This is a genomic window from Nonomuraea sp. NPDC049152, from assembly GCF_040648355.1.
Classification (GTDB): Bacteria; Actinomycetota; Actinomycetes; order Streptosporangiales; family Streptosporangiaceae; genus Nonomuraea.
The window spans coordinates 1-18,186 of the sequence record NZ_JBEZDO010000064.1 but is presented as its reverse complement, the minus strand read 5'-3'; the positions used below and the strand labels follow the sequence as shown (position 1 = coordinate 18,186).

The following is an 18,186-nucleotide window of genomic DNA, read 5'->3' as shown; positions in this document are numbered from 1 at the left end:
ACGGCAGGGGCTGATGCCAGGTTCGTCACCAGCGCGAAGGCCAGGGCCACGATCGCCGCCGTGGCCAGCGGCGCCCACAGGACCCACAGGCGGGGCCGGGCCCGCGAGGCCGGGGCGGCCAGCAGGGTCCGTCTCGGGCGCGATGGCCTGCGCGAGGCTTCTCCTGGTGCCTCGGCGGTGGCCATGAACAGCATGTCGTCAGCGGAGATGCGTGATCCGCGGTCCAGGGAAGCCGGGCGGGCCATGGCAAGCAGGTCCATCGCGTCGGGCTTGCGGGTCATCGCAGTTTCCTTCCTGGAACGGTCACGGGCTTTCGGGATGTGGTGGTACCGGTGGCTTCGATCGCCGACTGCAGTCGACGGCGCGCTCGATGCAAGCGGACGAAGAAGACGGCCTTGGTACAGCCGAGTACCTCGGCCGCTTCCGTGGTGGACAGGCCATGCCAGGTGGTCAGAGTCAGGATCTCTTTGTCGGCTTCAGACAAGCCGGCCAGGGCGCGGAGTACGGCGACGCGCTCGGTGGCGTGTTCGCCCACGTCGGTGACGGCCTCTTCCATCCACGTTCTCAGTTCGGCTTCCAGAGATTCGCGCCGGGCGGCCTGCCGGAAGTTGTCGCGCAGAATGTTGCGAGCGACGCGGAGGAGCCATGGCAACTGCGCGTGGTCGGGGTGCTGTCCAGACGCCGCCAGGCCACCAGGAAGGTCTCGCTGACCACTTCCTCCGCGAGTTGATGTCCGGCGCGACTTGCCGCATAGCCGTACACCCGCGCTTGGTAGGTGTTGTAGAGCGCGGTGAAGCGCTCATGGGGGTTTGGCAAGCCGGTTCCTTCGGTTGGGGGCAAACGTTTGCGGTGCGGTTCTTGCCGGCCTGCTTGGCGGTCGACTTGGCGCCGTTGGTCTCGGGACGTGCTGTAGTGGTCATCGAAGGCTTTCGTTCAGCGCCCCGCATCGCGGTGGCGCGGCGTGCATGGCCACCGGCAACCTCCCGCCGCAACCCTCGCCGAAGCAGGTGTCAGAGGGTTGTTTTCGCAGGTCAGATGGCATCTTTGTGCCGTTCCGGCCGTATGTGCTGTGGATGCGGCTGCGGGCGGCACTGTCGTCGCTGTCGGATGGCGCCTTGCTGACCGAGGCCGCGCACACGGCCGGGTTCGCCGACGCCGCCCATCTGACCAGGGCGGTCCGCCGGATGATGGGCCAGGCGCCCTCCACCCTGACGGCCGGCGTGCGGTGGCTGTCGTAGCAGGTTCGTTCAAGCCTTGCCGCCGCCCTGGCGGCCAGGCTTGAGTCTCGTGATTATCGTGATCATCCCCACCGGCAAGAACAAGGGCCGCAACCCCTCACTGGCCAGCGTCTACCGCGCCCTGGGCGCCGACGGCGAAGGCTGACGGCAGGCATTGAAGCCTTCAGGCGAGCAACGGCCTGCCGCCGGCGCGGTCTCACAGGAACAGAAAGCCGATCGCCAGGGCGGCGATCAGGGTGCCCAGCGCGATGGCCAGACCGATCTCCCGGCTGCTGGCGCGGTCCTCGCGGCGGATCCAGGCCAGGTAGTAGGCGGTGGCCGGGATGGAGATCACGGCTGCGGTGACGGCGCCGGGTGAGTATTCGCCCAAGATGATCCAGGTGCTCAGATGGAACAGGGCGTTGACGCTGAACTGCCATTGGAACGCGGTGGCCAGCACCACCCAGGTGCCGTGTCGGCCGACTGCTGAGGCCCGCCAGGAGCTCAGCAGGACCAGCAGCATCAGCGGGATGTGGTAGGCGGCGAACATGCTGGTGGTCTCGGGGCCGAAGTGGCGGCTGGCCCAGGCGGCGAAGCCCTGCAACTCCTCCAGCGTGTGCAGTACGTAGACGCCGAAGGGCAGCAGGAACGGCCAGGTGCCGGGCGCAGCGGGCCCGGCCTGAACCGAAGCGGGGCCGGTGAGGGGGGATGCCATGGTGTTCTCCCAAGAGCGGGTGAGGTGTCGATGAATGGGGTGACGGGTCGTAGGGGCCTGGGGCACCTCACCAGTCCAGTTCGTCGCAGCCGCGGTGGTCGGCCGGTTCCACCTGCAGCGTGGCGTGGGCCACGCCGTGGCGTCGGCGTAGCAGGTCGCGGGCCTGGTCCAAGACGGCGTGGTTGTCGCCGTGGTCGGCGGTGACCAGGTGGGCGGTGGCAACGTTCATGCCGGAGGTCAGTGTCCACAGGTGCAGGTCGTGCACGTCGCGGACGCCGGTGATGGCGGCCAGGTCGGCCGCGACCGCGCCGGCGTCCAGCCCTTCGGGGACATGCTGGCCGAGCACGGCGAAGACCTGGCGGCCGAGCACGATGGCGCGCACGGCGACGAAGACGCCGATGGCCAGCGCGACCAGGGTGTCCCAGAACGGCTGTCCGGTGGCGGCCACCAGCCAGCCGGCGATGATGACGCCGACCGAGCCCGCGGTGTCGGCCACGACCTCCAGATAGGCGCCCTTGACGTTGAGGCTTTCGCCGGCGCCGGAGCGCAGCAGGACAAGGGCGATGAGGTTGACGGCCAGGCCGATCGCGCCGACCACCAGCATCGGGCCGGAGGAGACCTCGGCCGGTCCGCCGATGCGGCCGATAGCCTCGATGACGACGTAGAGCGCGACGCCGAGCATCATGATCACGGCGAGCAGAGAGGCGAACACCTCGGCCCGGTAGGAGCCGTAGCTACGCCGGCCGGTGGTGTCGGGGCGGGTGGCCAGGCGGGTGGCGACCAGCGCGGCGCCGAGGGTGACCACGTCGGCGGCCATGTGCCCGGCATCCGACAGCAGTGCCAGCGAGCCCGAGATCAGGCCGTAGGCCAGCTCGACCACGAAGTAGGCGCCGATCAAGGCGAAGGAGACCGCCAGCCGCCACCGGTGCCGGCTCCCCGCGTGGCCGTGGCCGTGTCCGGTGCCCATCACGGCGTCCCGTCGCGCTCAGGATGGACCAGCTCGCTGTGCTCGGTGTGGGCCAGCGCCAGGTCGAGCAGCATCCGCACGTGCGGGTCGGCCAGCCGGTAGTAGGCCATCCGGCCGGCGCGGCGCGCGGCGACGACGCGGTGCGCGCGCAGCAGCCGCAGGGCGTGGGAGGCGGCCGATTCGCTTTGGCCGGTCACCGCCGCCAGGTCGCACACGCACAACTCGCTGTCCAGCAGGGCGACCAGCAGCCGCAGCCGGTTGGGGTCGGACAGCAGGCCGAAGACGTCGGCGGTGTCGGCCAGATCCTCGGCGGCGGGCATGCGCTCGCGCACGGCGTCGACCCGGTCGGCGTCGACCACCTTGACGGTACAGCCATCCACGGCCATCACACTGCCATATGAAGAGATGTTCATATAAGCAAGGTAGAGGACGATCCGGATCATGTGTCAAGAGGCGATGGGCGAGCGGTGGCTGGAATAGCAGGTTCGTTCAAGCCTTGCCGCCGCCCTGGCGGCCAGGCTTGAGTCTCGTGATTAGCGTGATCGGCGCCGGACAGGCGCAGCTCGCGGCAGGCCGCGAGCTGCGCCTGTCCGGGCATGATGTTCTGCTGCTGGAGGTGCACACACGGCTGGGCGAGTCCTGGCGGCACCGGTGGGACTCCTTGCGCCTGTTCACCCCCGCCCGCCTGAGCGCGCTGCCCGGCATGCCGCTGCCCGGCGGGGACCGCTACCCGGGCAAGGACGAGGTGGCCGACTACCTGCAGGCGTACGCGGCCCGCTTCGAGCTGCCGGTCCAGCTCGACACCACCGTGTCCCTGCTGCGCCCCGGCCCCGGCGGAGGCTTCGAGGCGGTCACCGACAAACGGCGTCTACACCGGCGACGGCGTCGTGGTCGCCACCGGCCCGTTCCAGCAGCCTCACATCCCCGACCTGCGGCTCGCGCCCGGGACGGAACCCGATCTCCGTCCGGCGCGTTGGGCTCGGTGATGAACGAGATTCCTGGTTTGACGGAGTTGGTCGCGCGGCTCACCTCCGATGAGCACGGCTTCGTCGCCGTCCTCCCCGAATTAGACGGCGTCGAGGGGTTCGGCACCACCGCGCTGGCCGCCGCCGCCTGCCATATCCCGGAGGTGGCCGAGCATTTCGGCGACGGCATCGACTGGCTCACCGTCGGCGCGGCCCCGCCCCACGTCGTCGAGTCCCTCGTACGCGACCGGCTGGAGTCCTTCGGCGTCCCGTGGATAACGGCGGACGCCGAGCCCGAGTTCGAGGAGCCCGGCACCGGCCTGCTCGTGCTCGACGGGGTGCGGACCGCCGAGCAGTTGCGCGCCTGCCTGAGCCTGACCTCGGACGTCACCGTGCTGGTGACCGCCAGGACCGCGGACATCCTGCCCGGACTGCCGTCGATCATCCGGCTCAAGGTCCCTGACGGGGGCTGGCCCCTGCTCGCCAGGCTGTCCGGATCACTGGGGACATCGGTGGACGACGCGTTCGACCTCGCCGATCCGGCCGCCAGGGCCTACGCCGTACGGAAGGTCCTGGACGCCGGGCTGCCGTCGCTCTCGCCGGGGGCGCTGCCGCGTCTGCTGGAGCTCGGCGCCTTCGCCGCGGACAGCGACATCCCCGCGAGCGTCGTCCCCGCCGTGTGGCAGCGGACGGCGGGCCTGTCGAAGGGGGCGTCCGAGCGGCTGCTGGCCGAGCTGTGCGAGGCCGGGCTAGCGGATCACCGCCCCGACCGCGACCTGCTGCTCGTACCCGACGTGGTCCGTCACTACCTGCGCCAGGCATCGAGCGGGGAGGCCGTCTCCCGAACCGCCAAGGCGCTGATCGGCACCTTCACGGACGTCGAGGAGGCGATCGTCGAGGAGACGGTCACGGACGAGGCCGTCATGTACTGCCTCGCCCACCTGCCCGACCACTACGTGGCGGCCGGGGAGGACCTGGCCGACCTGGTGACCCAGACGGGCTGGATCGCGTCCAAGCTCGCCTCCCTAGGCATCGCCGCCGTCGACCGTGACCTGGCCAGGGCAGGCGCTCCCGAGGCGGAACGGCTGCGCCATACGCTGGCCAGGAACGCGCATCTGTTCACCCACGGCGACCGCGGCGCGCTCCTGCCCACCCTCGCGGCCCGCCTGTACGGCGACGCCGGCGAGCTGCGCGAGATGCTCCACGCGGCCGGCGAGCCGTGGCTGGACTGCCTGTGGGCGCCGCCTGACCTGCCCCATCCGGCGCTCGTCCGGACGATGCGGCTCAACGACGAGCGGGTGACCCAGGTGGCCATCAGCCCGGACTCCACCTGGATAGCCGGCGCGAGCTGGGAGGGCAAGGCCAGGATCTGGAACCTCGACGGCAGCCTGCGCGCGACCCTCAGCGGTCACGAGGACGCCGTCTCCTCGGTCGCGATCTCCGCCGACGGGACGTGGCTGGCAACCGCGAGCTGGGACCGGACGGTACGCACCTGGCTGGCCGACGGCACGCCGATCGCGGTCATGGAGGCGGCCCACGGCGAGGTGCAGCAGGTCGCGATCGCCCCCGACGGCACCTGGATCGCCGCGGTGACCGACGACGGCAGCCTGATGGCGTGGAGCGACACGGGCAACCCGCTGTGGCGCGTGCAGGCGCAGGCCGACGAGCACTCGAAGATCGCCATCGGCGCCGGCAGCGCGTGGGTGGCGCATCCCTGCGAGGATGGCATCCGCGTCTGGAACAGGGACGGCACGCAGCGGTGCGCCATCCCGCTGTCAGAGGATCTGCAGGTCGCAGAGGTCGTGGCCCATCCGCTTCGGGACGCGATCGTGGCACTCCAGATGGACTCCCGCGCGCGCTGCTGGAGTCCGGAGGGGGCGATGGAGGGCGTGGTGGAACCCGCTCTCGACGACTGTTCCGACATGGCGATGTCGTCCGACGGCCGGTGGCTCGCCGCGTCCGTCGACCGCCCCGAGGGATTCGTCACGGCCACGGTCGACCGGCCGCGAGAGGAGATGGGGTTCGTCGCCCGCCACGCCCTTGTGAACGACCTGGCCGTCAGCCGGGACGGCACGCTGCTGGTGACCGCGATCGAGCCCAGCACGATCCAGGTCTGGGACCCCGCGGGATTCCCTGCCCGGGGCGAGGACCACCGTCGCACGATCGCCAACGCCGTGGCGGTGGCCAGGGACGGCACCTGGCTGGCCACCGCGGGCATCGGGTTGTCCTTCTGGGATTCGGCGGGCGGCCGTACCGCGACCGTGGCGGAGGAGACCTTCTTCACCTCGGTGGCGATCTCTCCCGCCGGCCGCTGGCTCGCGACCGCCGACTCCGACGGCATGGTCCGGCTCTTCGAGCGGGACGGCACGCCCATCAGGACGCTCAAGGTATGCGACGACTGGGCCGACACGGTGGCCATCGCCCCCGACGGCTCGTGGCTGGCGGCCGGCGGCCGCGACAGCCGCCTCAGGCTGTGGTACGCCGACGGCACCCCGCTGACCACCATCAAGACGTCGGTGGAGGCCGTGAAGCACCTGGCCATCGCCCCCGACGGCACCTGGATGGCCACGGCAGGCTCCGACCGGATGGACCTGTGGGACGCGCAGGGCAGGCGGCTGGCTCCCACGCTGAAGGCGGACTCCCTCGTCGGTGGCCTGGCCATGGCGCCCGACGGCGAGTGGGTGGCCGCCGCGCTCTGGGACGGCGGCATCGCGCTCTGGGACAGGACGGGCGACGCGGTCGCGACACTGCCCGGCGACGAGGTGCTCTACACGGGCCTCGCGGTGAGCGCGTCGGGCGAGCACCTGGCCGCCGCGGCCGACGACGGCACGCTGCGCGTGTGGGACGTGGCAGCCCGACGATGCGTCTCCATGATCAGGATGGACGGCGAGCTCCGCGGCTGCGCCTGGTCACCACGCGGCGCGCTGTACGTGGCGGGCGACGCGGGCCTCTACGGCTTCGCCCTGCGTTCGCTTCTCGCCGCACCGACCTGACCCGACAGCTCGGTTCCCCCAAGGGTCACCTGCCCCAGTTCGCCGAACTGCCGTGCCACCCAGTCCAGGAGCAGCCGGATGAGGTTGCCCGCCGCGCCGTCCAGCTTGCTCGGCTCACGCTTGTCCAGTTCTGCGACGGAGCCGATCGTCACGTCCGTGCCGAGCATCGCGGCAGCCGCAGCCTCTTGTCCCCACCGCCGATGTGGACCCACGAGGGGAGTCGCAGCCGCTCGCTGACGGCGCCGAGGGCCCTTACCCAGGGCGCGAGCCGAGCACCCACACGACTGTGTCGCCGGCGTTCCTGGCGGCGGCCAGGCGGTTGACCTGGGGGGACGAGGTCCGGCTGCGAGGTGTGCTGCCAGCCGGGGAGCTCCAGGAAGGAGTTCTGGGCGTCGATGACGATGAGGGCACTGGTCATGCCCTTCAGCCTGGCGAGAGGCGGTCGGGAGCTGAAGCATAACCTGGTCAGGTTGCGGGCTGATCCGGTCAGGCCTGGGCCACCCTCCGGCGGTGGCCCAGGCCATAGGGGTTCGGCACGTTTCAGCTCGTCATGCTGGTCGACGTAGGCGCGAGCGGCAGCGAGCATGGTCCGGGTCTTCTCGCCCAGCAGGCCCTGCTGGGTGCCGAGGTGCGCTGGCATCGTCGCGGCACCCCCGGCTAAGCTGCCGAACGATCTTGCTAGTTGATCATGTCGTTCGTGAAGGGAAGATCTTGTTTTTTCGTCGTATCAGCGTCATGACCGCCCCCCTGCTGGTCGCAGCGGCCATCGCCCTGCCGGTCACGGCTGCCCACGCATCCGAGACGTCACAGGCGGCGACGGCCCAGGTGGCCGCCGACTCCTGCAGCAAGGCATCGGCTGACGCGAGGGTATGGCTGAGGCAGCTCAACAAGCCGACCACCGGTTCATGGTCGGTCCTCCGCACCAGGATCTACGACGTGACGAGAGGCATGTGGAACGGCTCCACCAAGCAAGCGGGCCTGAAGATCGCGACGCGGCTGACCTACCTGTGCCGCTGACCGCGCCTCCCACCCGGGATGCTTGCTGACCGGGTGACGACGGGGGCGGACCGCCCCCGTCGCCTCTCGCCGGCGGCCCACGCCTGTACCGCTTCATAACTCATCGCAGGGCGTTTGATCTGCGGTTTTGACCTATAGAGGTGGGCGGGCGAGATCGCCGCTTGTGTCGGTTCGTCCGCTGTATCTGATCCTGATTCGGATGTTCGGCTGGCTGGCGTTGCTGGGATGTGGTCAGTCGCCCAAGGGCGTCGCTCCAGCATGAGGTGGCCGTGCCAAGGCGTCAGGTCCTCCGGCCGAAGCCGGACTGGGCTGATCGGACGGGTCCTGTCGGTGTTGTCCCGCTTCCTACCGACGGTGCTGAGAGCTCATCGGCTTGTTACTTCGGGAACGCTGCTGGCATGGCATCGCCGGTTGATCAAACGCGCGTGGACCTACCCTCACCGCTCTGGCCGTCCCGCAACGAGCACGGAAATCCGACCTGGGAGTCCGTCTGGCAGGTAAGAATCCGACGTGGGGGTATCGGCGGGTGCACGGTGAGCTGGTTCGGCTCGGTATAACAGTCCGCGCCCAAGAATCTGCCACTCATATCGAAGACCAGCACTCTTCTCTACGACACTCCTCGGCGCATTCGGTTGCGTCCACGGATGTGGTGTACGAGTTTTCCCAGCTAGATGGCGTGGCGTCGTGAAATGAGGACAGCCATCGCGTGACGCTTCTATGTTTGTCAAGCCGCCTCCGAGGCGGCGTGTGGCCCGGTTTCGAGAGCGCGGTAGATCTTGCGGGCGAGGTAGCGCTTGAGGCATCGGGTGGCTTCACGGCGCGTTTTGCCGTCACTGATGCGCTTGGCCACGTACTGGCGGGTTTCGGGATCCCACCGCTGCAGGGTGAGGGCGATGTGGTGCAGGGCGCGGTTGAGCGCGCGATCTCCGTGGGGGTTGAGGCGATGACGGGTGTTCTTGCCGCTGCTGGCCTGGATGGGGCTGACGCCGGCCAGGGCGGCGAAGGCGGCCTCGTTGCGAAAGCGACCGGGACCGGACCACGACACCCAGCACTGGGCAGCGGTGATGACGCCGACCCCGCGCATATGGAGCAAATGGCCCACATGCTGCTGGACCAGCGCGGCGAGCTCGTCATCGGCGGCGCGAATCTCGCTGGTCAGGTCGCGGATGCGGCGGGCCAGGCGCTGCATGACCAGGCGACGTGTTCGCTCGTCAGGGTCGGTGGTGGCCGAGGGTCGCAGGGCCAGGCAGGCATCGATCAAGGCGGTTCTGGTCAGGCCGCGCAGTCGCTGACGCTGCTGTTCGGGCGCGGTCAGCACGAGTGCCTTGAGCTGGTTGACCGCGCCGGTGCGTGCGTGGATCGCGCTTTCGCGGGTGACCAACAGCATGCGAACCGCCTCGCGCGGACCATCGGCGCGGGGCACGGCCGAATGTTCGCGGCCCAGCGCCTCGCGAGCGGCGCGACGGGCATCTAACGCATCGCTCTTGCCGCCGACTCGGCGGGTGATGCGCTTGGGGCGGTCGGACTCGATGACGTGCTGAGGCAACCGAGGCCATCTCTCGGGGTCAGTAGCCGCGGCTTTCGGCCTTCCGGCGGATCTTCGCGCTGCCGTACTCCCCGCGCCGCAGGCACCCCGGACACGGGCAGGGGACCCTGCCGTGGGCGTTGGGCATGTACCGCCAGCCGGTGACCCGGTTGACGCCGCGGACCCGATGGATCTCTTTGGCGTCGATCGCCCGGGGGACGAAGACCTCATTCCCCCGGGCGTCCTCGCATCCGGCGATCAAAGCGGCGGCCTCGGCACTTGCGAGCTCGACAGGCTCATGGCCGTAGTGGCCGACACGGACCGGCTCATCGTCGGGCAGCCGGAAGTCCACGGCGACCATCGTGCGCCGCCCGCAGCGCCGCAACTCCCGGCCCCACTGGTGGGTGAGCTGGTAGGAGGGCAGGATCGGCAGGCAGAACACCCCGGCCGTACCCTCGTAGTCGCGGCTGTGGGCGCGCACGCCGGCCCGCCGTATCGAGCGGACGTCATTGGCCGAGGTGAGGTGCGTGAACAACGTCATCGGGCGCGCCCTCCGGATGTCTTCTCCACCATGATCGGCACCTTACGGGCGCCCAGCAAGGCACGGCCACAGGTTTTGGCTCTGGTGCAAAGCCCGTCGGAAGCGGTGCGGTGGCCACGGCAGCGGGTCAGCTCACCCCGCCCACGATGGCCTTGCCCTCTCGTGCCGCCGCCGCGTAGAACGGCCCGAGGTCCTCAAACCCCTCATAAGCGCCGTCCGCCGCGTCCCGTCGAGCGGCGCCGAATCCCCATCCCTCGCCCATCAGGCCCTGCGCGATCGCCGTCACCTGGCCGGGATCGAGGACGAACGCCGGGCCGTAGTCGAACTCGTAGCCCTCCACGTCGTTCTCACCGGTCTCGCCGGTCGCCGCCGCGAGCCAGGGATAACACTCCCGCCACTGCGCACTCTCATGCTCGGCCTCGGCTCTGCCCTGTGCGATGGCATCGAGGGTTCGGTAGTCATCTCCGAACACATCGGCTTCATGATGGACGCCGACGGGCGCCTGCCCGTCGTCGAAGAAGATCGCGCCGATCAGGTCGGGGTTCGCCCGAACGGATTCCAGCAGCTCGACATCGATCTTCGCCAGGTTCAACCACATCGACACGATCATGAATGATAGCCGTGCCGGTCGGGGTCGAGATACGCCTGGCGGAGACCTGCTCCCAGTACGGCCCCGAGCACTTGGTCAGCCGGTCGATACCAAGGCGACCCGTGCATCACCTCGGCCGTACAGGCTGCCTTGAGCAGGCGGGAGTGACGTTATGCCGGGCTGGCGTGGGCGGCCAGGATGCGCCAGCCGTGCTCGTCGGTATGCACCCAGGTGCGGGTGTAGCGCAGCCGCATGGCGAACGGCGTGCCCGCGAACGTACCTTCCAACGTGCCCAGGAAGCAGGTGACGCGCGCTGCGGCGGGCCGGAGTGCCGGAAGCCGCCTGGCACAGCGAGCAATCATGGTCGTCGTGGCTGGCTGACTGTTCAGTGTCGAGAAACGGACAGTGGCAGCGGCAAGACCTGTCAGCAGGGCTGCGTGACGAAACTAGTTCGTAGCTTCTGCGACTTCAAAAGTGTCGGCGGGGTGTGGCATCGTGATGCCCGTAGCAGCTCGTTGCCGAGCTGAGGATCACAGCATTACCGCGCCGCGCATGCTGCGGCTGGCGAATCGCTGGACCGCGACCGTCACCCAGCCGTAGCGGGCCGATGGGGGTACTCGCCGGAGTGCGTAGTCGTCGCGGGCCAGGCCCTCGTGGAGTAACTCGCTGGTGGTCGTCGCATCGGACATCCCGATGTCCCCTTCTGTCGGCCAAAATGTCGGGGCGTTGACTGCGACGCTAATCGTCACCGACGATCATGGGAAGACCTCAGAAGACCGGCTCGCCGATGCCCAGCATGTTGCCCTCGCTGCCGCGGAACCAGGCGCCGCGTTAACCTCGCGCGCCCTTGCTCGGGTAGTTCCCTTCGATCTCGGCGATCCCGTCCCTCGTCCGGAACCCGGGTACGTCGACCTCTTCGAACACCACGCCGCGCCGTCTGAGCTCCGACACGACCGCCTCGATGTCGTCGACCTCCCACGCCATCTGAGTGAACGTGCCGGGAGAGGCTCCCGTCGATCGGAACAGTACGAAGTCCGCGCCTCCGCACCGATACAGCAGCCCGCCGGGCCGTTCGTCGACGGGCTCCAGACCGAGCCGCTCGGAGTAGAAACGTCGCGCCCGGTCCAGGTTCTGGGCCGTAAGCCTGGTCGCCACGCGTGCACGGGCCAGCACGTTCCTGTCGTCTGCGTTCATGTCTCCACTGTGCCGTGCGCGGTGCCCGGAGGGAGGGAGGCACGGGCATGTGCCGAGGCGGCCCGACCTCGACGGTGAAAGGCGTATGGCCCGACCGGATTCTGACATCTCCGCATCCACCCTGTGCGGATAATACGGACCATGCCGGGAGGATCACGCTGGACGCGCATGGCCGCTCTCGCCGTCGTCTTACTCGCGCTGGGCGCGCTCCTCGGCCCCCTCGCCTGGTGGATGGCCGGTGGTGACCTCAGCGAGAACGACGCGCGGGCGAGCGTGCTCAGTTTTGTCGTGGGCCTGTGCGCGCTGCTGCTGGCCGCGGCGGGAGTGGTGCGGCGCTGGCTCGGCCGGCGGGCGGAGAGCCGGTCAGGGCCGAGGACCGCCGATCCTGCCGTCCACGCCGGATACCTGGCGCAGACTCTCCTGGCGAGCGCGGTCAAGACCGGCGACGCGCTGAGCCGGCCGCAGGTCCTGCCGCTGGCGTGGACCGGCGACGGCCCTGACACGCTGCCGTCCGGCGGGCGGGTGGTCGAGCGCAAGCTCGGCGGCCGTCTGGCCCTCGGCTTCCGTGAGGCCGCCCGCGGCCTGGCCGAAGACTACCGGCGCCTGCGGAGTGGCCGCCTCGTCGTGCTGGGCGAGCCAGGGGCCGGCAAGAGTGTGCTCGCCTTCATGCTGGTCAGAGGCCTGCTGGACGCGCAGCCGCAGCAAGGACGCGTCCCCGTCCTGCTGCCTGCGGCCTCGTGGGACCCCACTCAGGAGCGTCTGGACGAGTGGATCGTCCAGACGCTGGCCATCACGTACTACAGCGGCGACACGGAGATCCCGAGGCTTCTGCACGACCACGATCTGCTGCTGCCCGTCGTGGACGGGCTGGATGAGATGCCCGAGTCGGCCCGCCGCGGCGCGGTCCAGGCCGTCAACGACGCCCTCGGCCGCGAGCGACCGATCGTGCTCACCTGCCGATCGGCCGAATACGCGGAGCTCATCGGCGCCGGCAGCCCGCCGCTGCGCCGGGCTGCGGTCGTGCGGATCGAACCCTTGGAGAAAGACGACGTGACCGCGTACCTGCGCGAGGTCGTCTGGCCGAAGTCCGTCGACCCGGAGCCGGTCTGCGAGCATCTGGACGAGAACCCCCGCAGCCCGCTGGCGGCCGCGCTCTCCACGCCGCTGATGGTCTCGCTGCTGCGCACGGTCTGCGAACGGCAGGGCGAGCTCACCGGCCTGTTCCACCTCGGGTCCAGGGCCGAGGTGGAGGACGCGCTCGTCGACGCCGCCGTGGACGCCGCCTACCGGCGGGAAGACGAGAGCTGGGAGCCTGGCAAGGCCCGGCGCTGGCTCACCTACCTGGCCCGCCATCTGCACGAGCACCGCGAACGCGACCTGGCGTGGTGGCGGATGAGTCAGCGGCTGCTGTCCCCCTGGGCCGTCACCGGGCTCGCCCTGGGCGGCGGCATCCTGCTCATGCTCGTCACCTGGGCGGTGATGCTCGTCTTCGGCGCCGCCATGAGTCTCAACGACACGCTGCGCCTGGGCGCGTTCATCGGCGGTGGCTTCGCGATTCTCGCCATGATCTCCTGGTACGCCGGAGGCGCGGCCACACCGGGCCGGCTCGCCCCCACGTTCGCCGGCTCACTTGGCAGGCTGCGCCGCGGACTGGCCACCGGCCTCGCGCTCGCCGCCATTCCGGTCCTGCCCGTGCTCGTCGGCATCGGCGCCGTCATCTCCGTCGCGTACGGCTGGCCCCCGGAGAACGCCGCCGCCTACCTGTCCTACCTGGGCATGGGCCTGGCGGTCATGGCGGTGACAGGGCTCGCGCTGGCTGTCTACCGCTGGCTGGACGCCCCGCCGACTCGCTCGGCCGAAGCCAGCCCTGCGGGCTTCCTCGCCGAGGACCGCCGCGCCAGCCTGGTCGCCGCCCTCGCCGCCGGCGCCGTGCTGGGGCTGGGAGCGGGCCCCGCGCTGATCGCCGGGATGGTCGCGGCCCAGATCGCTCAGACGCTGTCCTCCGGCTGGTCCGGCGAACCGCGCCTGTCGGACATGGCACGCGCCGCCTACCCCGCCGACTGGAGCGGACCGCTGCGGATAGGCGCGGTGGTGCTGCTGCCGGGAACGGCGTTCGCCCTCCTCACGCTCTCGACCAGGGCGTGGCCGCGGTTCGTGTGGATGCGCTTCGTCCTCGCGGCGCGCGGGCGGCTGCCGTGGCGGCTCATGGCGTTCCTGGAGCACGCGCACAGGCAGGGGCTGCTGCGGCAGTTCGGCGGCGTGTACCAGTTCCGGCACGTTCGCATGCAGGAGTGGCTGGCCGGCGCGCCCGCGCGGACGCCGCAGCCGCCGGCACGTCGCCGGCCGCTCAGGCGCGCGCTGCCGGCGACGTGCGCCGTGCTGGTCGTCATCGTGTTCGCCCTGCTGGTGCGCGCTCTGCCGGCCGACACGTCGGTGAAGACGCTGCTGACGGGCGACGCCAGCCGGGTGGCCTTCGGCGCGCGTCCGTTCCTGATCAGCCAGTCGGGGGACATGAAGGCCATCCGGCTGTGGAACGTCGAGACAGGCCTGCGGATCGGCCCCGTCTTCCGCAGCGAGCAGAGCAACGGCATCCACGTGGGGTTCACCGCGGACGCGCGCAGGGCCGCCATCTCGGGACCCACGGCGTGGTCGGCGATCCTCGACACGCGTACGGGCGCCGTGATCTGCAGAGTGACGGCGCCGGACCCGTATGAGGACGACAGCTTCTATACGGAGTTCAGCCCGGACGGCACCGTCCTGCTCACCCAGACGACCCTCTCTCGGCGGGTTCGGCTCTGGAACTCGCGCACGTGCGCGCCCATCGGCGCCCCGCTGACGGACAGGGGCGTCGTCGACGGCATGGGCTTCAGCCCGGACAGCAGCGTGGTGTACGTGACGACCGACAGCGGTGCGCTCAGGCTATGGGACACGCGCACGGGCGCGCGCATCGACGACGGCCGCCTCCGCCACGGGCGGGGCACACCGTCGCCACGCTTCACCCCCACGGGGGACATCCTGGTGACGACCTTGGACTCCCAGGCCACGCAGCTGGTGAACCCCAGGACGGGCAGACCCATGGGCACGCCTCTCGCCGCGGCGACGCGCTATGTCGGTGAGCACCAGGTGAGGACGACAGGAGACGGCCGGGCCTACCTGATCCGGTGGGCGGCCGACGGCGACGGCATCTGGGTCCGGCAGCTGTGGGGGTCGCACACCACCCGCGCCTTCCCCGGCCTGAACGCCTACGCCGTCAGCGACGACGCCACCACCCTGGCCGGAGTGAACAAGAAGGGCGAGATCAGGATCTGGCGCCTGGCCGACGGGCAGCAGACCGGCCTGATCCCCACGGGATCACCCGGTGAGAACGCCTACCTGACGTTCAGCCCGGACGGTCGCACACTGGCCTTCCGCCCGCCGGACGCCTCCGCCGCCCACCTGTGGGACGTTGCCGACCGCAGGCAGCTGGGAACGCTCAGCCTCGAGCCAGGCCACTGGCTCTGGTTCGTCGGCGGCCGCGTGGCCGTCACCTCCCAGCGCCTGTCTTCGGCGGACCGGCAGGTTCTCCGGACCCTCAACCTGGACACCGGAGCGGTCACGCCTCCCTCTCTGCCGCCCTACTTCAGCCACGAGCTCAGTGCGAAGCAGGACCGCCTCGCCATCATCAGTGCCGACCAGCGGACGGTCGACATCTGGGACATCGCCACGGGCAGGCGCACGGCCGTCCTCACCGGCCACACCGGGGACATCCATGCGGTCCACTTCAGCGACGACGACCGCCTGCTGGCAACGAGCAGCCTGGACGGCACCACCCGGATCTGGCCGATGCCCCCGAGAGGGTGACGTCACCAGCCGGTCCGCCACACCCGGGTACCACCAATGCCAAGGGCACGTGCTCGGGCGGCTACGTCGGCGGCTGGTATCCGCGCCTGTCGGGCAAGATCAGCGCGGGCCGGCTCAGCCTGCGCACCTCGTCTCACCTGTACAACGACGGGTCGGTGTACACCTCGTGCTGAGAACGGCACCCTAGTGCGATCTGGCGGGGCCCTTGGCGAACCTGGCCAGGATGTTCAGCATGGCGCGGCGGGTGAAGGCGGAGGCGGCGTCGGCACCGAAGTCATGTGGTGGCAGGCCGTCCTCGCGCGCGTCCGCGGGCGAAGCGCAGGGACGGCCACATCCGGTCGGCGCCGCCCGCGATCAGCACGAGGTCAGCGCGGGCTTTTTCCACCGGGATGGCCGCGGCGGGCAATCGGTCGGCATATGCCGCGAGGCTGCGCTCGTACCAACCGAGCCCGGAGACCGGTGCGCCTTCCGGCTCCGCCGGTGCCCAGGAGTTGTCATAGGGGACGAAGGGCAGCGGCCGCCCCTGCCAGGTCCAGCCGGAGCGGTAGGGGCGGTCCCGGCCGTCACCGCCCGCTCCGGTACCCGCAACATCTGCATCGGCAAGCGCGGCTACGAGTCGTACGTCACGCCCGACCCTGATGATCCACTGCCACCGGGCAAGACCTGGGTGACCTTTGAATGGCCGTACCGGCTCTTCCTGAAGGCCGGAAGCCATCTCAGCCTCAGCGAGGCGGCCACGCTCCGAGCCGTGCTGTCCACCACCAGGCAAAAGCGGCCCGCCGGGGTCTACGACGGGGCGCGCACCACCCTCCACGAAGGGACCATCACCTTCGAGCAGCTCCCGTCGTCGCGGCGAGCTCCTTATGTCCGGCGAGCTCCATCCCGCGATCCCACGTCAACGTCTTGCGGATCTGCTCGGGTAGCCGGGTCATCGTCGCGGCCAGGCCTTTGGTGACGGTGTGCATGTCGCGGCCGTCGAGCTGGACCAGGACGGTGAAGCGGGTCGTGCGTTCCACCAGCGTCGCGACCTGGGTCAGGCCTCGGCCCAGCAGCAGATCGCCCTCCCAGTGCCCGGGGATCGCGCGGTCGTCAGCTTCCGGTGGCCGCTGACTGATCGGGATGGCGTCCTTGATCTGGGAGCGCCATTGTCCGGTGACGGTGTTGTGGATGTTTCGGCGGGTGGGCCGGCCCGAGCGCAGGTGCTTGGTCAGTTCCTTGGCCAGCACGCCGCGGGCCTGGATGAACAGCGACTTGTAGATCGTTTCATGGCTCACTCGCATCCCCGATCCCGGCCGGTAGGTCTTGGCCAGGTACCCGGCGATCTGCTCGGGTGACCAGTCTTGGGCCAGTTTCTCCGCGACGAGTTGCCGTAACGCCGGATTGCGTGCCAGGAGGCATGGCTTGGGACGCCGGGCTCGATCCCAGGAGCGGTCTTCGGCGTCGATGGCCCGATAGCGGGTGATGCCCTTGTTGCGGGCGATCTCCCGGCTGACCGTCGAGGCCGGCCGTCCCAGGCTGCGGGCGATCGAACGCATCGACTCGCCTCGAGCCAGGCCGCGGGAGATCTCCTCACGATCGGCGAAGCTCAGCGTTCCGGGCCGCCTGCGCCGCAGCAGCGGAACGTATCCGCCGTTGGATTTGAGGACCGTGAACACCGAGCCCGGCGGCTTGTCCAGTGCTCTGGCGATCTGGCTGATCGACTCGCCGGCCTTCCACCGGTCCCACAGCTCCCGCTTCTGAGCATCCGACATCCCCGGACGGCCCATCCTCGCCACGCAACACCTCCGCGATCATCATCCCGAATGGTGTTGCACTGATCGGTTGACTGCACCACGGCTTTCTTCGCGAAGGAGACCCGGTGAGCGTGCACCCGTTCATCGAGGCGGAAAAGCAGGGCGGTCACCACGTCAAACGGGCGTGTGAGCTGCTGGGAGTCTCCCGTGCCGCCTTCTACGCGCGCCGCCAGGCCGTGCCCGGTCCTCGCGCGATGCGCGACATGGAACTCGGCGAGCGCATCGCCGAGGTGCACAGCCACTCGCGTGGCACCTACGGCGCCCCCTCGCATTCACGCGGTCTTGCAGGGTGAGGGTGAGCGGTGCGGCCTGCGGCGGGTGGCCCGGCTGATGCGCGAAGCCGGGCTGCGTGGCCGTCATCGGCGGCGCCGCTTGGTGACTACCATCGCCGACCCTGGTGCCGGAGTTCGGCCCGATCTGATCGGCCGGGACTTCAAGCCGGATGCGGCCGCGGTCGATACTCGCTGGTGCGGCGATATCACCTACATCCCGACCGATGAAGGCTGGTTGTATCTGGCCACCGTGATCGACATCGCTTCACGCCGGGTGGTCGGCTGGGCCACCGCCGACCATCTGCGCACCGAGCTGGTGGCTGAGGCTCTGCAGATGGCGTGCTCTCGCCGCCGCCCCACCGAGCCGGTGATCTTCCACTCCGATCGTGGCTGCCAGTACACCAGCGCCGGCTACGCCCAGCTGGCCGAGCGGCTGGGCGTCCGTTTGTCGGTCGGTCGCACCGGTCAGAGTGCGTTACGCGAGCTGATGTCCCTTTCGTCGTTGCGGTTGGATTAGGTCTACTGGTCGGCGATCCACCGTTCGGTCTACGGGCGCGG

23 protein-coding genes are annotated in these 18,186 nt (G+C 69.9%); 7 read left to right on the top strand and 16 right to left on the bottom strand.

Annotated features, from left to right (window positions below):
* The 3 genes from AB0B45_RS50640 to AB0B45_RS50630 form a co-directional block, all read right to left on the bottom strand.
* Positions 1-281, bottom strand: a 281-nt coding sequence (locus tag AB0B45_RS50640) for a hypothetical protein (protein ID WP_358146104.1), incomplete at its 3' end; no start/stop codon positions are given.
* Entirely contained in the window at positions 278-652 is a 375-nt protein-coding gene (locus tag AB0B45_RS50635; protein ID WP_358146102.1) for a sigma-70 family RNA polymerase sigma factor, read from the bottom strand. The genes AB0B45_RS50640 and AB0B45_RS50635, both read right to left, overlap by 4 nt.
* Complete coding sequence (locus AB0B45_RS50630) at positions 565-816, bottom strand: sigma factor (protein ID WP_358146101.1); 252 nt, start codon at positions 814-816, stop codon at positions 565-567. Before AB0B45_RS50630 ends, AB0B45_RS50635 begins: the two co-directional genes overlap by 88 nt.
* Before the next feature lie 230 nt (positions 817-1,046).
* Between AB0B45_RS50630 and AB0B45_RS50625 the strand changes: the two genes are divergently transcribed.
* A complete protein-coding gene (locus AB0B45_RS50625) occupies positions 1,047-1,238 on the top strand; it encodes a helix-turn-helix domain-containing protein (RefSeq protein WP_358146099.1) in 192 nt (63 codons plus the stop codon).
* Positions 1,239-1,434: 196 nt separating this feature from the next.
* On the opposite strand, the gene AB0B45_RS50620 is transcribed toward AB0B45_RS50625, so the two are convergent.
* From AB0B45_RS50620 to AB0B45_RS50610, 3 genes are all read right to left on the bottom strand, one after another.
* Positions 1,435-1,932: an HXXEE domain-containing protein gene (locus AB0B45_RS50620; RefSeq protein WP_358146097.1), complete on the bottom strand. Its 498-nt coding sequence runs from the start codon at positions 1,930-1,932 to the stop codon at positions 1,435-1,437.
* A gap of 67 nt (positions 1,933-1,999) precedes the next feature.
* Positions 2,000-2,899 carry a cation diffusion facilitator family transporter gene (locus AB0B45_RS50615; protein WP_358146095.1) on the bottom strand — a complete coding sequence of 300 codons (900 nt, stop codon included), beginning with the start codon at positions 2,897-2,899 and terminating at the stop codon, positions 2,000-2,002.
* Positions 2,899-3,285, bottom strand: a complete 387-nt coding sequence (locus AB0B45_RS50610; protein WP_358146106.1) for a metalloregulator ArsR/SmtB family transcription factor — start codon at positions 3,283-3,285, stop codon at positions 2,899-2,901. The genes AB0B45_RS50615 and AB0B45_RS50610 overlap by 1 nt, the downstream gene beginning before the upstream one ends.
* A 143-nt stretch (positions 3,286-3,428) precedes the next feature.
* On the opposite strand from AB0B45_RS50610, the gene AB0B45_RS50605 reads away from it, so the two are divergent.
* The gene (locus AB0B45_RS50605; protein ID WP_358146093.1) at positions 3,429-6,857 is read left to right on the top strand and encodes an NAD(P)-binding domain-containing protein; all 3,429 of its coding nucleotides are present in this window, start codon (positions 3,429-3,431) and stop codon (positions 6,855-6,857) included.
* Here the strand turns inward: AB0B45_RS50605 and AB0B45_RS50600 are convergent.
* Both AB0B45_RS50600 and AB0B45_RS50595 read right to left on the bottom strand, forming a co-directional pair.
* Complete coding sequence (locus AB0B45_RS50600) at positions 6,815-7,009, bottom strand: hypothetical protein (protein ID WP_358146091.1); 195 nt, start codon at positions 7,007-7,009, stop codon at positions 6,815-6,817. The two genes, AB0B45_RS50605 and AB0B45_RS50600, sit on opposite strands and share 43 nt — an antisense overlap.
* Positions 7,006-7,497, bottom strand: a complete 492-nt coding sequence (locus AB0B45_RS50595) for a hypothetical protein (RefSeq protein ID WP_358146090.1) — start codon at positions 7,495-7,497, stop codon at positions 7,006-7,008. Before AB0B45_RS50595 ends, AB0B45_RS50600 begins: the two co-directional genes overlap by 4 nt.
* Before the next feature lie 95 nt (positions 7,498-7,592).
* Here AB0B45_RS50595 and AB0B45_RS50590 point away from each other — a divergent pair, with 95 nt between their 5' ends.
* On the top strand, positions 7,593-7,874 hold the full coding sequence (locus AB0B45_RS50590) for a hypothetical protein (RefSeq protein ID WP_358146088.1): 282 nt from the start codon (positions 7,593-7,595) through the stop codon (positions 7,872-7,874).
* Between the two features lie 724 nt (positions 7,875-8,598).
* Here AB0B45_RS50590 and AB0B45_RS50585 read toward each other — a convergent pair.
* From AB0B45_RS50585 to AB0B45_RS50560, 6 genes are all read right to left on the bottom strand, one after another.
* Complete coding sequence (locus tag AB0B45_RS50585; protein WP_358146087.1) at positions 8,599-9,420, bottom strand: transposase; 822 nt, start codon at positions 9,418-9,420, stop codon at positions 8,599-8,601.
* A 19-nt stretch (positions 9,421-9,439) separates the two neighbouring features.
* A complete protein-coding gene (locus AB0B45_RS50580) occupies positions 9,440-9,940 on the bottom strand; it encodes a hypothetical protein (RefSeq protein WP_358146085.1) in 501 nt (166 codons plus the stop codon).
* A 127-nt stretch (positions 9,941-10,067) separates the two neighbouring features.
* The gene (locus AB0B45_RS50575; RefSeq protein ID WP_358146083.1) at positions 10,068-10,538 is read right to left on the bottom strand and encodes a hypothetical protein; all 471 of its coding nucleotides are present in this window, start codon (positions 10,536-10,538) and stop codon (positions 10,068-10,070) included.
* Between the two features lie 161 nt (positions 10,539-10,699).
* Positions 10,700-10,891, bottom strand: a complete 192-nt coding sequence (locus tag AB0B45_RS50570) for a hypothetical protein (protein WP_358146081.1) — start codon at positions 10,889-10,891, stop codon at positions 10,700-10,702.
* 168 nt (positions 10,892-11,059) lie between these two features.
* The gene (locus AB0B45_RS50565; protein ID WP_358146079.1) at positions 11,060-11,218 is read right to left on the bottom strand and encodes a hypothetical protein; all 159 of its coding nucleotides are present in this window, start codon (positions 11,216-11,218) and stop codon (positions 11,060-11,062) included.
* 142 nt (positions 11,219-11,360) lie between these two features.
* Complete coding sequence (locus AB0B45_RS50560) at positions 11,361-11,723, bottom strand: VOC family protein (RefSeq protein WP_358146077.1); 363 nt, start codon at positions 11,721-11,723, stop codon at positions 11,361-11,363.
* 141 nt (positions 11,724-11,864) lie between these two features.
* Here AB0B45_RS50560 and AB0B45_RS50555 point away from each other — a divergent pair, with 141 nt between their 5' ends.
* Positions 11,865-15,563: an NACHT domain-containing protein gene (locus AB0B45_RS50555; protein WP_358146076.1), complete on the top strand. Its 3,699-nt coding sequence runs from the start codon at positions 11,865-11,867 to the stop codon at positions 15,561-15,563.
* Entirely contained in the window at positions 15,560-15,736 is a 177-nt protein-coding gene (locus AB0B45_RS50550) for a hypothetical protein (protein ID WP_358146074.1), read from the top strand. The genes AB0B45_RS50555 and AB0B45_RS50550 overlap by 4 nt, the downstream gene beginning before the upstream one ends.
* A gap of 101 nt (positions 15,737-15,837) precedes the next feature.
* Here the strand turns inward: AB0B45_RS50550 and AB0B45_RS50545 are convergent, their stop codons facing one another.
* Together AB0B45_RS50545 and AB0B45_RS50540 are read right to left on the bottom strand one after the other, a co-directional pair.
* The gene (locus AB0B45_RS50545; protein WP_358146073.1) at positions 15,838-16,278 is read right to left on the bottom strand and encodes a hypothetical protein; all 441 of its coding nucleotides are present in this window, start codon (positions 16,276-16,278) and stop codon (positions 15,838-15,840) included.
* A gap of 109 nt (positions 16,279-16,387) precedes the next feature.
* Complete coding sequence (locus AB0B45_RS50540; RefSeq protein ID WP_358146071.1) at positions 16,388-17,314, bottom strand: IS30 family transposase; 927 nt, start codon at positions 17,312-17,314, stop codon at positions 16,388-16,390.
* 107 nt (positions 17,315-17,421) lie between these two features.
* Here AB0B45_RS50540 and AB0B45_RS50535 point away from each other — a divergent pair, with 107 nt between their 5' ends.
* On the top strand, positions 17,422-17,649 hold the full coding sequence (locus AB0B45_RS50535; RefSeq protein WP_358146069.1) for a hypothetical protein: 228 nt from the start codon (positions 17,422-17,424) through the stop codon (positions 17,647-17,649).
* Positions 17,603-18,145: an IS3 family transposase gene (locus tag AB0B45_RS50530; protein ID WP_358146067.1), complete on the top strand. Its 543-nt coding sequence runs from the start codon at positions 17,603-17,605 to the stop codon at positions 18,143-18,145. The genes AB0B45_RS50535 and AB0B45_RS50530 overlap by 47 nt, the downstream gene beginning before the upstream one ends.
* Positions 18,146-18,186: the final 41 nt, after the last annotated feature.

Excerpts from the sequence above, each read along its gene's own strand:
- AB0B45_RS50620 (WP_358146097.1), bottom strand. The coding sequence starts at position 1,932 with ATGGCATCCCCCCTCACCGGCCCCGCTTCGGTTCAGGCCGGGCCCGCT.
- AB0B45_RS50615 (WP_358146095.1), bottom strand. The coding sequence starts at position 2,899 with ATGGGCACCGGACACGGCCACGGCCACGCGGGGAGCCGGCACCGGTGG.
- AB0B45_RS50610 (WP_358146106.1), bottom strand. The coding sequence starts at position 3,285 with ATGGCCGTGGATGGCTGTACCGTCAAGGTGGTCGACGCCGACCGGGTC.
- AB0B45_RS50595 (WP_358146090.1), bottom strand. The coding sequence starts at position 7,497 with ATGCCAGCGCACCTCGGCACCCAGCAGGGCCTGCTGGGCGAGAAGACC.
- AB0B45_RS50590 (WP_358146088.1), top strand. The coding sequence starts at position 7,593 with ATGACCGCCCCCCTGCTGGTCGCAGCGGCCATCGCCCTGCCGGTCACG.
- AB0B45_RS50580 (WP_358146085.1), bottom strand. The coding sequence starts at position 9,940 with ATGACGTTGTTCACGCACCTCACCTCGGCCAATGACGTCCGCTCGATA.
- AB0B45_RS50575 (WP_358146083.1), bottom strand. The coding sequence starts at position 10,538 with ATGTGGTTGAACCTGGCGAAGATCGATGTCGAGCTGCTGGAATCCGTT.
- AB0B45_RS50570 (WP_358146081.1), bottom strand. The coding sequence starts at position 10,891 with ATGATTGCTCGCTGTGCCAGGCGGCTTCCGGCACTCCGGCCCGCCGCA.
- AB0B45_RS50565 (WP_358146079.1), bottom strand. The coding sequence starts at position 11,218 with ATGTCCGATGCGACGACCACCAGCGAGTTACTCCACGAGGGCCTGGCC.
- AB0B45_RS50560 (WP_358146077.1), bottom strand. The coding sequence starts at position 11,723 with ATGAACGCAGACGACAGGAACGTGCTGGCCCGTGCACGCGTGGCGACC.
- AB0B45_RS50555 (WP_358146076.1), top strand. The coding sequence starts at position 11,865 with ATGCCGGGAGGATCACGCTGGACGCGCATGGCCGCTCTCGCCGTCGTC.
- AB0B45_RS50545 (WP_358146073.1), bottom strand. The coding sequence starts at position 16,278 with ATGGCTTCCGGCCTTCAGGAAGAGCCGGTACGGCCATTCAAAGGTCAC.
- AB0B45_RS50540 (WP_358146071.1), bottom strand. The coding sequence starts at position 17,314 with ATGTCGGATGCTCAGAAGCGGGAGCTGTGGGACCGGTGGAAGGCCGGC.